Source organism: Streptomyces sp. YIM 98790, from assembly GCF_011421595.1.
GTDB lineage: Bacteria > Actinomycetota > Actinomycetes > Streptomycetales > Streptomycetaceae > Streptomyces.
In genome coordinates this window covers 40,135-52,753 of record NZ_WTLH01000017.1, presented here as the reverse complement: position 1 = coordinate 52,753, position 12,619 = coordinate 40,135, and the positions used below count along the sequence as shown (strand labels likewise).

Genomic DNA, 12,619 nt, shown 5'->3' with positions numbered 1-12,619 from the left:
CCGGGGCCGGGCGGCGGCACCGCCCGGGACGGGGGAGCGGCGGCGCATGAACGAGCGGCTCGCCGGCACCCTCTACGGACTCGGCTGGAGCGCCGTGCAACGGCTCCCCGAACCCGCCGCCGCGGCCCTGGGCCGGCGCATCGCGGACACCGCCTGGCGCCGCCGCGGCACCGGAGTCCGGCAGCTGGAGGCCAACCTCGCCCGCGTGGTGCCGGACGCCGGCCCGGACCGGCTGCGCGCCCTGTCCCGCGCCGGCATGCGTTCCTACCTGCGCTACTGGATGGAGTCCTTCCGGCTCCCGGTGTGGAGCCCGGCCCGGATCCGGGCCGGGGTCGCGGTGGAGAACTTCCGCACCCTCGCCGACGCCGTGGAGTCCGACCGCGGCATCATCCTCGCCCTGCCGCACCTGGCCAACTGGGACCTGGCCGGCGCCTTCCTCACCACTACCTTCTCGGTCCGGCTCACCACGGTCGCCGAACGGCTGAAGCCGGAGAGCGTGTACGACCGTTTCGTCGCGCACCGGGAGTCCCTGGGCATGGAGGTGCTGCCGCACAGCGGCGGCGAGGCCTTCGGCACCCTCGCCCGCCGGCTGCGCAAGGGCGGAATGGTGGCCCTGGTCGCCGACCGCGACCTGTCCGCCTCCGGCGTGGAGGTGAAGTTCTTCGGCGAGACCGCCCGGATGCCCGGCGGCCCCGCGCTGCTCGCCCAGCACACCGGCGCCCTGCTGCTCCCGGCCACCCTCTGGTACGACGAGACCCCGGTGCTGCGCGCCCGGGTCGAGCCCCCGGTGGAGGTCCCCGCGGCCGGCACCCGGGCGGAGCGCGGCCGGGCGATGACCCAGGAACTCGCCGACCGGTTCGCCGCGAGCATCGCCGCCCACCCCCAGGACTGGCACATGCTCCAGCCGCTGTGGTCCGCCGACCTGGCGGCCCGGGAACGCCGGCGGGCCGCCGCCGGCGGCACCGGGCCCGAGGCCCGGTGAGCGCCCGGTGAGGATCGGCATCGTCTGCCCCTATTCCTGGGACGTCCCCGGCGGAGTGCAGTTCCACGTCCGGGACCTGGCCGAGCACCTGATCCGGCTGGGCCACACCGTCTCGGTGCTCGCCCCGTCCGACGACGGCACCCCGCTGCCGCCGTACGTGGTCTCCGCGGGCCGGGCGATGGCCGTGCCCTACAACGGCTCGGTGGCCAGGCTCAGCTTCGGCCCGCTCTCCGCCGCACGGGTCCGCCGCTGGGTGCACGACGGCGACTTCGACGTGCTGCACCTGCACGAGCCGGCCGCGCCCTCGCTGGCCCTGCTCACCTGCTGGGTGGCGCGCGGCCCCATCGTGGCCACCTTCCACACCTCCAACCCGCGCTCCCGCGCCATGGTCGCCGCCTACCCGATCCTGCAGCCCGCCCTGGAGAAGATCAGCGCCCGGATCGCGGTCAGCGAATACGCCCGGCGCACCCTGGTGGAACACCTCGGCGGCGACGCCGTCACCATCCCCAACGGCGTGGACGTCGGTTTCTTCTCCGACGCCGAGCCCAAGGCCGAGTGGCAGGGCTCCACCATCGGCTTCATAGGGCGCATCGACGAGTCCCGCAAGGGGCTGCCGGTGCTGCTCAGGGCGTTCCCCCGGATTCTGGAGCGGCAGCCGCAGGCCCGGCTGCTGGTCGCCGGGCGCGGCGACACCAGGGAGGCCGCCGGACTGCTGCCGGCCGCGCTGCGCGACCGGGTGGACTTCCTGGGCATGATCAGCGACGAGGACAAGGCCCGGCTGCTGCGCAGCGTGGACGTCTACGCCGCGCCCAACCTCGGCGGCGAGAGCTTCGGCATCATCCTGGTCGAGGCCATGTCGGCCGGCGCCCCGGTGCTGGCCAGCGACCTGGACGCGTTCAGCCAGGTGCTGGACGGCGGCACCGCGGGCGTGCTGTTCCCCACCGGGGACGCCGACGCCCTGGCCGGCGCCGCCGCGGAACTGCTGGCCGATCCGGCGCGGCGGGCCGCCCTGCGCGAACGGGCCCGCCGCCACGTGCGGCGCTTCGACTGGTCCACGGTCGGCTCCGACATCCTGGCGGTCTACGAGACGGTCACCGAGGGAGCCTCCACCGTGGCCCCCGACGACCGGCTCAGCCCCTGGTCGCGCCTCTGGTCCCGGAGCGGCTGAGGCGGGCAGCCGGTTCCCGCCCGCCCGCCCGCCGGCCGGTGCCGGTGACCGCTGCGGGTACTGTGGCCTGCCGTGACCACCGTGATCTGGATCGCCGTCGTCCTGCTGCTCATCGGCGTCTACCTGAGCTGGACCGCCGGCCGTCTGGACCGGCTGCACGCCCGGATCGACGCCGCCCGAGCCGCGCTGGACGCCCAGTTGCTGCGCCGCGCCTCGGCCACGCTGGAGCTGGCCACCTCCGGGGTCTTCGACCCGGCCTCCGCCATGGTGCTCTACCAGGCCGCGCACGCCGCCCGCCGGGCCCCCGAGGACGAGCGGGAGGTCGCGGAGAGCGAACTGAGCCAGGCGCTGCGCGCGGTGCTGGGGGACCGGGAGCAGCTCACCGCGGTCAGCGAGGTGCCCGGCGGGCCGGAGGCGGTGGCCGAACTCGCCGCTGCGGTCCGGCGGGTGCCCATGGCCCGCCGTTTCCACAACGACGCGGTGCGGGCGGCGCGGGCGCTGCGCCGCCACCGCAAGGTGCGCTGGTTCCGGCTGGCCGGGCACGCGCCCTTCCCGATGGCCTTCGACATGGACGACGAGGCCCCGGAGGTGCTGGCCGCCTACGGCAACGGCACCGCCGCGGCCGGGTGACCGGCCGGAGCCGGGAGCGGTCCACCGGAGACCGATTGGCCCTTCCGGACGCCCCGCGCGCGCGTTTTCATCGGTAACCGGGCACCGTCCGGCGGCGCGCTCGCGCCGGAATCGTTGGCCCTACCATTGGCTTTGTCGTTTCTCCGACAGATCTCCCGGCAGATCTTCCACGACTCTCCCACGAATGAGGTCAGATCCGTGTCCAGCACGTCCCCCAGCACATCGCAGGCCGGCACGCCCCAGGCTCCCGCTACCGGCACCGCGCGCGTGAAGCGCGGCATGGCCGAGCAGCTCAAGGGCGGCGTGATCATGGATGTCGTCACCCCCGAACAGGCAAGGATCGCCGAGGACGCCGGCGCCGTCGCGGTGATGGCGCTGGAGCGGGTGCCCGCCGACATCCGCAAGGACGGCGGGGTGGCCCGGATGTCCGACCCGGACATGATCGAGGGCATCATCAACGCGGTCTCCATCCCCGTCATGGCCAAGTCCCGGATCGGCCACTTCGTGGAGGCCCAGGTCCTCCAGGCGCTCGGCGTGGACTACATCGACGAGTCCGAGGTGCTCACCCCGGCCGACGAGGTCAACCACAGCGACAAGTGGGCCTTCACCACGCCCTTCGTCTGCGGCGCCACCAATCTCGGCGAGGCCCTGCGCCGGATCTCCGAGGGCGCGGCCATGATCCGTTCCAAGGGCGAGGCCGGCACCGGCAACGTGGTCGAGGCGGTCCGCCACATGCGTCAGATCAAGGGCGAGATCGCCCGCCTCAAGGGCCTGGACAACACCGAGCTGTACGCCGCCGCCAAGGAGCTGCGCGCCCCGTACGAGCTGGTCAAGGAGGTGGCCGAGCTGGGCAGGCTCCCGGTGGTGCTGTTCTCCGCCGGCGGTGTGGCAACCCCGGCCGACGCCGCGCTGATGCGCCAGCTCGGAGCCGAGGGCGTGTTCGTCGGCTCCGGCATCTTCAAGTCCGGCGACCCGGCCCGGCGCGCCGCCGCCATCGTCAAGGCCACCACCTTCTACGACGATGCGAAGATCATCGCGGATGTCTCCCGCAACCTCGGCGAGGCCATGGTGGGCATCAACTGCGACACCCTCCCGGAGAGCGAGCGCTACGCCGACCGCGGCTGGTGAACCGGCGGCGCGGGCGGCTCCCCGGCCCCGGGGCCGCCCGCATCCGCCCGCACCGCCGGGCCCGCCGCCCCGCCCGTCCGGCCCGTTCCGAGAGCTTCGGGAGGAAACACCGTGTCCGCTGCCGAGACCACCCCCGTCATCGGCGTGTTCGCCCTTCAGGGCGACGTCCGTGAGCACCTGGCCGCACTGCGTGCCGCCGGCGCGGAGCCCCGTGAGGTCCGCCGCCCCGGCGAGCTGGCCGAGTGCGCGGCCCTGGTGATCCCCGGTGGCGAGTCCACCACCATGTCCAAGCTGGCCCATGCCTTCGGGCTGATGGAACCGCTGCGGGAGCGGGCCCGGGCGGGCATGCCGGTCTACGGCACCTGCGCCGGCATGATCATGCTGGCCGACAAGATCCTCGACCCGCGCTCCGGCCAGGAGACCGTGGGCGGCATCGACATGATCGTGCGGCGCAACGCCTTCGGCCGGCAGAACGAGTCCTTCGAGGCCGCGCTGGACTTCGCGGGCATCGACGGCGGCCCGGTGGAGGGCGTGTTCATCCGTGCGCCCTGGGTGGAGTCCACCGGCGCCGGGGTGGAGGTGCTCGCCTCCTGGGACGGCCATCCGGTCGCGGTCCGGCAGGGCCGGCTGCTCGCCACCGCCTTCCACCCGGAACTCACCGGCGACCACCGGGTGCACGCCCTGTTCACCGCCATGGTGCGGGCGGCCGGGGACTCGGGCCGGTGAGCGACGGACGGTAGGATCTCCGGCGTCGGTTCTGTTGACTGTCGATGACCTAACGAAGGAGCGGGGCTGTGTCCGGCCACTCCAAGTGGGCAACCACCAAGCACAAGAAGGCCGTGATCGATGCCAAGCGCGGCAAGCTCTTCGCCAAGCTGATCAAGAACATCGAGGTGGCGGCACGGCTCGGCGGCCCCGACCCGGATGGCAACCCGACGCTCTACGACGCCGTGCAGAAGGCCCGCAAGAGCTCGGTGCCCAACAAGAACATCGAGAGCGCCATCAAGCGCGGCGCGGGCCTGGAGGCCGGCGGGGCCGACTACGAGACCATCATGTACGAGGGCTACGGGCCCAACGGCGTGGCGATCCTCATCGAGTGCCTCACCGACAACCGCAACCGGGCCGCCTCCGACGTGCGGGTGGCCATGACCCGCAACGGCGGCTCGATGGCCGACCCGGGCTCGGTGGCCTACCTGTTCAACCGCAAGGGCGTGGTGATCGTCCCCAAGGGCGGGCTGACCGAGGACGACGTCCTCGCCGCCGTGCTGGACGCCGGCGCCGAGGAGGTCAACGACCTCGGTGAGAACTTCGAGGTGATCTCGGAGGCCACCGACCTGGTCGCGGTGCGCACCGCGCTCCAGGAGTCGGGCATCGACTACGACTCCGCCGAGGCCAACTTCGTCCCCACCATGCAGGTGGAGCTGGACGAGGAGGGCGCCCGCAAGATCTTCAAGCTGATCGACGCCATCGAGGACAGCGACGACGTGCAGAACGTCTTCGCCAACTTCGACGTCCCCGACGAGGTCATGGCCAAGGTCGGAGCNGACAGCGACGACGTGCAGAACGTCTTCGCCAACTTCGACGTCCCCGACGAGGTCATGGCCAAGGTCGGAGCCTGAGCGGGCCCCGGAGCGGCACCGGCCCGGGCGCGCCCCGGCACGCCCGGGCCGGTGCCGCCGGCATTGTCGGTGGGGCCGACTACCCTGCGGAGCCGGAAGCGTGAACAGGCGGAGCAGCACCGGCAGGGGAGGAGCCGCGGCATGAGGGTGCTCGGTGTGGACCCGGGGCTGACCAGGTGCGGCGTCGGTGTGGTCGACGGCACGGCCGGCCGCCCGCTGCGCATGGCCGGCGTGGGCGTGATCCGCACCCCCGCCGACGCCCCGGCCCCGCAGCGGCTGCTGCTGATCGAACAGGGCCTGGAGCAGTGGATGGACGAGCACCGGCCCGAGGCGGTGGCCGTGGAGCGGGTCTTCAGCCAGCACAACGTGCGCACCGTGATGGGCACCGCGCAGGCCGGCGCGGTGGCCATGCTGTGCGCCGCCCGCCGCGGGCTGCCGGTCGCCCTGCACACCCCCAGCGAGGTCAAGGCCGCCGTCACCGGCTCCGGCCGGGCGGACAAGGCCCAGGTCGGCGCCATGGTGACGCGCCTGCTCCGGCTGGCCGCGGCACCGAGACCGGCCGACGCCGCGGACGCCCTGGCCCTGGCCATCTGCCACATCTGGCGGGCCTCCGCCCAGCACCGGCTGGACCGGGCCCGGGAGCGGGAGACCGCACGAGTCCCGAAGGGCAGCCCCACATGATCGCCTTCGTCAGCGGAACGGTCGCCGCCCTCGCCCCGGACGCCGCGGTCGTCGAGGTCGGGGGAGTCGGCATCGCCGTGCAGTGCACCCCCGGCACCCTCTCCGGTCTGCGCACCGGCCAGGCCGCGCGGCTGGCCACCTCGCTGGTCGTCCGGGAGGATTCCCTCACCCTGTACGGCTTCGCCGACGAGGACGAGCGGCAGGTCTTCGAGCTGCTCCAGACCGCCAGCGGCGTCGGCCCCCGGCTGGCCCAGGCGATGCTGGCCGTGCACAGCCCCGACGCCCTGCGCCGGGCGGTCGCCGGCGGGGACGAGAAGGCCCTCACCGCCGTCCCCGGCATCGGCAAGAAGGGCGCCCAGAAGCTGCTGCTGGAGCTCAAGGACCGGCTCGGCGCCCCGGTCGGCGAGACCCGGGCCGGTGCCGCCCGCCCCGCGCAGGCCGCCGGCCCCGCCCCCTGGGAGCAGCAGCTGCACGAGGCCCTGGTCGGGCTGGGCTACCAGCCCCGGCAGGCCGAGGAGGCGGTCGCCGCCGTCACCCCGCAGGCCGGGACCGAGGAGGCGGCCGGGCGCCGCCCCGACCTCGCCCCCCTGCTCCGGGCCGCCCTGCAGACCCTCAACCGCACCCGCTGACCGCCCCGCACGCCGCAGCCGAACAGGAGCCCGCCGCCGTGAACCGTCCCGCACCCGGCCGCCGCACCGCCGCGCCGCCCGCCCCACGGCCGCGCCGCCGGGCCGGAAGGGGGCGGCCATGAGCCGGGAGGAACCGGCCGAGCGCCTGGTCGGCGCCGCCCCGGACAGCGAGGACGCCGCGGTCGAGGCCGCGCTGCGCCCGCGCAGCCTGGGCGAGTTCATCGGCCAGGAGCGCGTCCGGGAACAGCTCGATCTGGTGCTGCGCGCCGCCCGCGCCCGTGGCGCCACCGCCGACCATGTGCTGCTCTCCGGTGCCCCGGGCCTGGGCAAGACCACCCTGGCCATGATCGTCGCCACCGAGATGGGCGCCCCGATCCGGATCACCTCCGGCCCGGCCGTGCAGCACGCCGGGGATCTCGCCTCGATCCTCTCCTCGCTCCAGGAGGGCGAGGTGCTGTTCCTGGACGAGATCCACCGCATGGCCCGCCCGGCCGAGGAGATGCTCTACATGGCCATGGAGGACTTCCGGGTCGACGTGATCGTCGGCAAGGGCCCCGGGGCGACCGCCATCCCGCTGGAACTGCCGCCGTTCACCCTGGTCGGCGCCACCACCCGGGCCGGGCTGCTGCCCCCGCCGCTGCGCGACCGCTTCGGCTTCACCGGACACATGGAGCACTACGGCCGCGACGAGCTGGAGCGCGTGATCCACCGCTCCGCCGCGCTGCTGGACGTCTCGGTGGACCGGGCGGGCGCCGCCGAGATCGCCGGCCGGTCCCGGGGCACCCCGCGGATCGCCAACCGGCTGCTTCGCCGGGTCCGGGACTACGCCCAGGTCAGGGCGGACGGCGTGATCACCGCTCCGGTCGCGGCCCGGGCCCTGGAGGTCTACGAGGTGGACGAGCGGGGCCTGGACCGGCTGGACCGGGCGGTGCTCGGCGCACTGCTGAAGCTGTTCGGCGGCGGCCCGGTGGGTCTGTCCACCCTGGCGGTCGCGGTGGGGGAGGAGCGGGAGACCGTGGAGGAGGTCGCCGAGCCGTTCCTGGTCCGCGAGGGCCTGCTGGCCCGCACCCCGCGGGGCCGGGTGGCGACCCCTGCGGCCTGGCGCCATCTGGGGCTGGAACCGCCGGAGAGGCCGCAGGCCCAGGCAGGTCTGTTCGACACCTGAATATGATGGAATCCGGCCATTCGCCTCGGATCCCGGCGTCCGGGCCGGAACATCGCCGCTGTCACTGACGTTGTTCATGCGGCGAAGCCTCGCTTAGACTGCGCCGACGCCACCTCAAGAGGATGGCATACCCCCCGCCCAAAAACTTCAGGCCGGTTCATACCGGCCGTGTTAAGGAAAATCCTCCGCCGTGGAACTTCTACTCCCGCTCGTCCTGGTGATCGGCGTCATGCTGCTGATGACGCGCTCGGCCAAGAACAAGCAGCGCCAGCTCGAAGACATGCGCAACTCGATCGAACCAGGCACCGGCATCCGCACGATCGGTGGCATGTATGCCCTGGTCAAGGAGGTGCGCCACGACACGCTGCTGCTGGAGCTGGAGCCCGGCATGCACGCGGTGTTCAGCAAGCAGGCGGTCTCCGCGATCCTGGAAGCCGACGAATACCACCGGATCGTGAACGGAGAAACCGATCCGGATGACGACGACACCCCGGAAGTCCCGGACGACGCCTCCTCGCTGACCGAGGGAGATCAGGAGCCGAAGGGGAGCGGCATCGATCTCGGCAAGGGCTCGCCGGACGACAGCGAACCGGGCGACGACTCCAAGCACGACGGCGAAGGCGGCAAGTCCTGAGCCAGGTGCCGGCGGCCGCACACGGCCGCCGGCACCTGAGCGTGGACGGAACCGTTGAGGCACCATCCCCCGGACCGGAGCGGCCCGGGCGGTACCGCCAGCCGCGCCGCGACCACCGGGCGTGAGCCGTTGGACAGAAAGAGACGAGAAGGTGGCTGGACCTAACCCGGGCTTCAGGCCCCCCAAGCCCGCCAAGAAGGACGCCAGGTCGGCATACGGGAGGCCGGGACGCGCCATCGTGGTGTTCCTGATCCTCGCCGCAGCACTCACCGCAGGCATGTTCGCCACCGGTGAGACGACCCCGCGGCTGGGCATCGACCTCGCCGGCGGCACGAGCATCACGCTCTCCGCCACCGAGGACGCGCGCAATGAGGGCGCGGTCACCCAGGAGAACCTGAACACCGCCGTCAGCATCATCGAGCGCCGGGTGAACGGCCTGGGTGTGTCCGAGGCCACGGTCCAGGCGCAGGGCGACCGCAACATCGTGGTCTCCATCCCCAGGGGGACCGACGAGAAGCAGGCCCGGGAGCAGGTGGGCACCACCGCGCAGATGGCCTTCCGTCCGGTCGTCACCGTCGACTACTCCACCATCGTCCCGGAGGGCGAGGAGACCGGCGGCACGGGCGAGGACACCGGGGAGACCGGGGAGACCGGTGAGGACGCCACGGACGGCGCCACCGAGGGCACGGACGGTTCCGCCGAGGGCAGCGAAGGCACGGAAGGTGCGGAAGGCACCGAAGGAGACACCGGCGGCGGGACCGGCACCGAGGAGGACACCAGCGACCAGAGCCTGCCGTCGCTGGGCGACACCGTGATCGGCGGGGAGTCCGCCGCCACCGCCTCCCCCGCCTCCTTCCGCACCGACGAGCACGAGGCCGAGGAGTCCCCCGGCGCCGAGGCCACCGAGGACACCGGGGCCACGGACAAGGGCGCCACCGAGGGCACGACCGAGGGCACCGCCGACGAGGGCACCGCCGAGGGCACGGGGGAGGAGCCCGGGACCCCGGCCGACGAGGGCACCGGGCTCGACGAGGTCACCCAGGCCCTCGCCGACCTCGACTGCTCCACCCCCGAGGCGCGGCTGGCCGCCAGCCAGGCCGCCGTCCAGGCCGAGGACGACGAGCCGATCGTGGCCTGCGGCGAGGACGGCCTGAAGTACCAGCTCGGCCCGGTGGCCGTCCCCGGCACCGACCTCACCGGCGCGGACGCCGTTTTCGATCCGCAGCGCGCCGAGTGGATCGTCACCATGGACTTCAACAAGACCGGCGGTGACAAGTTCGCGGACATCACCGCGGAGCTGGCCACCAAGGCCCCGCCGCAGAACCAGTTCGCCATCCTGCTGGACGGCGAGGTGGTCTCCGCCCCCTCGGTGAGCGAGCGCCTCGGCGGCGGCAGCGCCATCATCGAGGGCGGCGAGGGCAACCCGTTCACCCAGGAGGAAGCCGCCAACCTGGCCAACGTCCTCAAGTACGGCGCCCTGCCGCTCACCTTCGAGGAGGCCAACGTCACCACGGTCTCGCCCACCCTCGGCAGCGAGCAGCTCCGGGCGGGCCTGATCGCCGGCGGCATCGGCCTGGCCCTGGTGATGGGCTACCTCTTCTTCTACTACCGGGTGCTGGCCCTGGTCGCGATCACCAGCCTGGCGGCCATGGGGCTGCTGACCTACGTGGTGATGTCGCTGCTCGGCACGGCCATCGGCTTCGCGCTCAGCCTGCCGGCGGTGTGCGGCGCCATCGTCTCGATCGGCATCACCGCGGACTCCTTCATCGTCTACTTCGAACGGATCCGGGACGAGGTCCGCGAGGGCCGCCCGGTGCGGGCCGCCATCCACCGCGCCTGGCCGCGCGCCCGGCGCACCATCCTCGTCTCCGACGTGGTGTCGTTCCTGGCCGCGATCGTGCTGTTCCTCGTCTCGGTCGGCTCGGTGCAGGGCTTCGCCTTCGTGCTCGGCCTGACCACCGCGATGGACGTGCTGATCGTCTTCCTGCTGACCAAGCCCCTGGTCTCGCTGGCCGGCGGCCGCAAGTTCTTCTCCCGCGGCAACAAGTGGTCCGGGCTGGACCCGAAGCGGCTCGGAGCACCGCCGCCCATCCGGCGCGGCGGACGCCGCCCGGTCACCGTCCCCGCCGAACCGAAGGAGGCCTGAGATGTCCCGCTTCGGAACGCTCGGCGCCAAGCTCTACCGCGGTGAGATGGCCTACGACTTCGTGGGCCGCCGCAAGTTCTGGTATGCCATCTCGGTGCTGCTGGTGATCGTCTCGCTCACCGGCCTGGGCGTGCGCGGCCTGTACATGGGTGTGGAGTTCCAGGGCGGCGCGGTGCTCACCACCCCGCCCGACGCCTCCATCAGCCAGGACGATGCCCGGCGCGTCGCCGAGGACGCCTCCGGCAACGACGCCCGGGTCCAGGAACTGGGCAGCGGCGCGCTGCGCATCCAGGTCACCGGCCTGGACACCGAGGAGTCCGGCGAGGTGCGCGAGGCCATCGCCGCCGAGCTGGGCGTGGCCGCCACCGACGTCAACGCCGAGGTGGTCGGCCCCAGCTGGGGCGACCAGATGACCGACAAGGCGCTGCGCGGCGTCATCATCTTCCTCGCGCTGGTCAGCATCTACCTGGCCATCGCCTTCGAGTGGCGGATGGCGCTGGGCGCGCTGGTCGCGCTGCTGCACGACCTGGCGATCACCGTCGGTGTCTACGCCTTCGTGGGCTTCGAGGTGACCCCGGGCACCGTGGTCGGCATGCTCACCATCCTGGGCTATTCGCTCTACGACACGGTGGTGGTCTTCGACAAGGTCAAGGAGAAGACCGGCTCGGTCACCAAACAGACCCGGTTCACCTTCGGGGAGCTGGCCAACCAGGGCATCAACGCCACCGTGGTGCGGTCGGTGAACACCTCGGTGGTGGCGCTGCTGCCGGTCGGCGGGCTGCTGTTCATCGGCACCGGCCTGCTCGGCGGCGGCATGCTCAAGGACATCGCGCTGGCGCTGTTCGTCGGCCTGGCCGCCGGTACCTTCTCGTCGATCTTCATCGCCACTCCGGTGGTCGTGGACTTCCGGCTGCGGGACCCGGAGATCAAGGCCCACGACCGCCGCATCCTGGCCAAGCGCACCGAGCGCGGCGAGACCGAGGACTCGGCCAACGCCCCCACCGCGGTGCACGCCGCCGTGTCCCGCCCGGGCGCCCCGGCGGACGAGGCGCTTGCGACCGACGAGGAGGGATTCGTGGTGGTCCAGCGCCGCCAGCCGGTCTCCCGCAGCCGGGGCCGGGGCCGCCCGTCCGGCAAGCGGCGGTGATCCGGCGGTGACCGAGGCGACGACGCCCGGGAGCGGCGGGGCCGCGCCGGCGGTGCCGCCGGCCCCCGCCGTGCCCGTGCCGCAGGAGACCCGGGAGCTGCTGCTCAGCCGGATCCGGGAGGTGGCCGATTACCCGCAGCCGGGCGTGATGTTCAAGGACATCACCCCGCTGCTGGCCGACTCCGCGGCGTTCTCCCTGGTCACCGAGACCATGGCGGCCATCTGCCGGCGCCAGCGGGCGACCAAGGTGGTCGGGCTGGAGGCGCGCGGCTTCATCCTGGCGGCACCGGTCGCGGTGACCGCCCAGGTCGGCTTCGTCCCGGTCCGCAAGGCCGGCAAGCTGCCCGGCGCCACCATCTCGCAGTCCTACCGGCTGGAATACGGCAGCGCGGAGATCGAGCTGCACGCCGAGGACCTCACTCCGCAGGACCGGGTGCTGGTGATCGACGACGTGCTGGCCACCGGCGGCACGGCGGAGGCCTCGCTGCACCTGATCCGCCGCACCGGAGCCCAGGTGGCCGGGGTGGCCATGCTCATGGAGCTGAGCTTCCTGGCCGGCCGGGAGCGGCTGCTCCCCGCGCTCGGCACGGCCCCGCTGGACGTGCTGCTCACCGTCTGAGGGCACGCTCCGCCGCACGTCACCGCCGCGGCGGGACCCCACCCGGACACAGTGCCGGGAAGGGGTCCCGC

General features: G+C 73.2%; 12 protein-coding genes and 1 pseudogene. All 13 read left to right on the top strand.

What is annotated here, in order from left to right:
• The first annotated feature begins 46 nt into the window (after positions 1-46).
• Positions 47-982: a phosphatidylinositol mannoside acyltransferase gene (locus GQS09_RS05445; RefSeq protein WP_165984827.1), complete on the top strand. Its 936-nt coding sequence runs from the start codon at positions 47-49 to the stop codon at positions 980-982.
• 7 nt (positions 983-989) lie between these two features.
• A complete protein-coding gene (locus GQS09_RS05440) occupies positions 990-2,150 on the top strand; it encodes a glycosyltransferase family 4 protein (protein WP_165984826.1) in 1,161 nt (386 codons plus the stop codon).
• A 72-nt stretch (positions 2,151-2,222) separates the two neighbouring features.
• On the top strand, positions 2,223-2,780 hold the full coding sequence (locus GQS09_RS05435) for a hypothetical protein (protein ID WP_313896000.1): 558 nt from the start codon (positions 2,223-2,225) through the stop codon (positions 2,778-2,780).
• 198 nt (positions 2,781-2,978) lie between these two features.
• A complete protein-coding gene (pdxS, locus tag GQS09_RS05430; protein WP_165984825.1) occupies positions 2,979-3,908 on the top strand; it encodes a pyridoxal 5'-phosphate synthase lyase subunit PdxS in 930 nt (309 codons plus the stop codon).
• A gap of 111 nt (positions 3,909-4,019) precedes the next feature.
• A complete protein-coding gene (pdxT, locus tag GQS09_RS05425; RefSeq protein WP_165984824.1) occupies positions 4,020-4,634 on the top strand; it encodes a pyridoxal 5'-phosphate synthase glutaminase subunit PdxT in 615 nt (204 codons plus the stop codon).
• 68 nt (positions 4,635-4,702) lie between these two features.
• Positions 4,703-5,451: pseudogene (locus tag GQS09_RS05420) on the top strand (YebC/PmpR family DNA-binding transcriptional regulator); the annotation flags it as partial.
• A gap of 217 nt (positions 5,452-5,668) precedes the next feature.
• Positions 5,669-6,208 carry a crossover junction endodeoxyribonuclease RuvC gene (ruvC, locus tag GQS09_RS05415; protein WP_165984823.1) on the top strand — a complete coding sequence of 180 codons (540 nt, stop codon included), beginning with the start codon at positions 5,669-5,671 and terminating at the stop codon, positions 6,206-6,208.
• Positions 6,205-6,837 carry a Holliday junction branch migration protein RuvA gene (ruvA, locus tag GQS09_RS05410; RefSeq protein WP_165984822.1) on the top strand — a complete coding sequence of 211 codons (633 nt, stop codon included), beginning with the start codon at positions 6,205-6,207 and terminating at the stop codon, positions 6,835-6,837. The genes ruvC and ruvA overlap by 4 nt, the downstream gene beginning before the upstream one ends.
• Positions 6,838-6,955: 118 nt before the next feature.
• Positions 6,956-8,002: a Holliday junction branch migration DNA helicase RuvB gene (ruvB, locus tag GQS09_RS05405; protein WP_165984821.1), complete on the top strand. Its 1,047-nt coding sequence runs from the start codon at positions 6,956-6,958 to the stop codon at positions 8,000-8,002.
• 229 nt (positions 8,003-8,231) lie between these two features.
• Complete coding sequence (gene yajC, locus GQS09_RS05400) at positions 8,232-8,636, top strand: preprotein translocase subunit YajC (RefSeq protein WP_207957495.1); 405 nt, start codon at positions 8,232-8,234, stop codon at positions 8,634-8,636.
• 151 nt (positions 8,637-8,787) lie between these two features.
• Complete coding sequence (gene secD / locus GQS09_RS05395) at positions 8,788-10,782, top strand: protein translocase subunit SecD (protein ID WP_313895999.1); 1,995 nt, start codon at positions 8,788-8,790, stop codon at positions 10,780-10,782.
• Position 10,783: 1 nt separating this feature from the next.
• Entirely contained in the window at positions 10,784-11,929 is a 1,146-nt protein-coding gene (gene secF, locus GQS09_RS05390) for a protein translocase subunit SecF (protein ID WP_165984819.1), read from the top strand.
• 70 nt (positions 11,930-11,999) lie between these two features.
• Positions 12,000-12,548 carry an adenine phosphoribosyltransferase gene (locus GQS09_RS05385; protein ID WP_399552413.1) on the top strand — a complete coding sequence of 183 codons (549 nt, stop codon included), beginning with the start codon at positions 12,000-12,002 and terminating at the stop codon, positions 12,546-12,548.
• Positions 12,549-12,619: the final 71 nt, after the last annotated feature.

Bases quoted from the DNA above. Each gene is read 5' to 3' on its own strand.
- ruvA (WP_165984822.1), top strand. From the start codon at position 6,205: ATGATCGCCTTCGTCAGCGGAACGGTCGCCGCCCTCGCCCCGGACGCC.
- ruvB (WP_165984821.1), top strand. From the start codon at position 6,956: ATGAGCCGGGAGGAACCGGCCGAGCGCCTGGTCGGCGCCGCCCCGGAC.
- ruvC (WP_165984823.1), top strand. From the start codon at position 5,669: ATGAGGGTGCTCGGTGTGGACCCGGGGCTGACCAGGTGCGGCGTCGGT.
- GQS09_RS05445 (WP_165984827.1), top strand. From the start codon at position 47: ATGAACGAGCGGCTCGCCGGCACCCTCTACGGACTCGGCTGGAGCGCC.
- yajC (WP_207957495.1), top strand. From the start codon at position 8,232: ATGCTGCTGATGACGCGCTCGGCCAAGAACAAGCAGCGCCAGCTCGAA.
- secF (WP_165984819.1), top strand. From the start codon at position 10,784: ATGTCCCGCTTCGGAACGCTCGGCGCCAAGCTCTACCGCGGTGAGATG.